Genomic DNA, 1,823 nt, shown 5'->3' with positions numbered 1-1,823 from the left:
GAATAATACATTAATTATCAAATAGTTATAGTATTTTATTTATTTAATATTCACAAAATTTATTTTTAGTATTTTTGGTTGTGCAACAAGCACATGGGCTTGGCGCCAGAGCGGCACTTTTGTGCAAAATTGTTCGAGTAATTTTCATAACTTCGTCTTCGGTCACCGAAAGAACTCGGCTCCGAAATTGCCGCACCGTAGCAAAGCCCCGAAACGGTGTACGATATTTTACCAGACAAGTATGCTAAACAAAAAAAATGACATAAATCTAATTCTAACTTTAACCATTCTTCTTGTAATAGCTATAGTTTATTTGATTTTCCAAAATCTCGAATTTAAGTCACCTAACACAAATAGGATTTTTGGTATTCTATTTAATGTTTTTTGCTTTTATAGCGCAATATTAATTTTTATACGTCTTAAGAAAGTAAAAAATAAAATTCTTAAATACTTTATAGGCTTAATAACAGGAATTTTTCTATTAATCGCATTATTAAATTTTCCCATTTACCTTATGAAAATTGACCCACAAGTTCAATATTATGACATAGAAACTTTATATTGGAACAAGAAAAACAAATTTGAAAAAATTCAAAAGCAATATTATATAAACTGGAAAAACAACAAAAAAAATATTAGAATAAATAAAGTTTTTGATTTTGGACCGTTTAGAAATTATCTTGAATATCATGTCGAAATTGAAAATTTGAATGATAATTGGGTAAAAACAAATAAAGACTAAAAAAATATCTTACAACAACAAGGGTTTGGCAATATTAACAGACATACAACCTACATAATGACAAAATATATAATAACATTATTTATAATTTTTATTGGACAGACAAAGCTGTTTTCTCAAAATCCTGAAAAAGTAACTATTGACAGTACACATTATTATTACAAACTTGTACCAAAGTCAAAACCTGTTGGAACTATTATTATACTTCACGGAGGTTCAGAAGATGCGAAAGGTGTAATGAACCAGATTACATTAGATGAAATCGCTCTCAAAAATAATTTTGTTGTTATTTTCCCCAATATTGAAGATGATGACTTTAAAATGACAGTCTCACAAAAGATTTTAGACACTATCGCCAAACAAATAGTTGACAAACATAAAGTATCAAAAGACAAAATATTTCTTGGCGGACTTTCTGGCGGTGGAATGCAAACAATAACCTATACAGAAAGAGCGATTAGAGATAAAAACACCTACTTCATACCAAAAGCAATTTTTGCACTTGATCCGCCACTTGATTATGAAAATATGTACTATCGTTATCAACGAGAAGTAGAGAGAAATTTTTCGGAAGTCGGCGTAAACGAAGCAAAGTGGTTTTTGGAAGAAATGGAGAAAAATTTAGGAGGAACACCACAAATCGCAAAAGATGAATACATCAAAAATTCAATGTTTTCATACCGACAAAAAGACGGTGGAAACGCAAAAAATTTAATAAATATTCCAATTAGAATTTATACAGAACCTGGAGTAGAATGGCAACTTAAGAACAGACATAGAGATTTGTATGACTTGAATTGTGCGGATATCTCAGCACTGATAAATTTTCTACAACTGAAAGGGAATAAAAACGCCGACATTATAGTAACTTACGACAAAGGAGTAAGACCAAATGGAACGAAACATCCTCATTCTTGGTCAATTATGGACTCAAAAAACTGTATGACTTGGATTTTAAAACAACTGAAATAAAAAATACTGCCACCAATAACTAAGCTTTCGTCTTGTCCGCAGGACACGAGATGAAAGCCCGTTGAACGGAAGATCCGGGAGCTTTTTTGGCCGTCTATGGAGTTTTCGA

The 1,823-nt window shown here is 31.1% G+C and carries 2 protein-coding genes; both read left to right on the top strand.

The annotated features are described in order from the left end of the window. Nucleotides 1-241 precede the first annotated feature (241 nt). Nucleotides 242-742, top strand: coding sequence for a hypothetical protein (locus B5X64_RS22400; protein WP_079467327.1), 501 nt, complete (start codon nucleotides 242-244; stop codon nucleotides 740-742). Nucleotides 743-799: 57 nt separating this feature from the next. Continuing rightward, on the top strand, nucleotides 800-1,714 hold the full coding sequence (locus tag B5X64_RS22395) for a hypothetical protein (RefSeq protein WP_079467326.1): 915 nt from the start codon (nucleotides 800-802) through the stop codon (nucleotides 1,712-1,714). The last annotated feature ends 109 nt before the right edge of the window (nucleotides 1,715-1,823 follow it).

This window comes from Chryseobacterium balustinum, from assembly GCF_900168205.1.
GTDB lineage: Bacteria > Bacteroidota > Bacteroidia > Flavobacteriales > Weeksellaceae > Chryseobacterium > Chryseobacterium balustinum.
The sequence above is the reverse complement of the archived record's forward strand: the minus strand, read 5'-3'. Positions and strand labels throughout refer to the sequence as shown.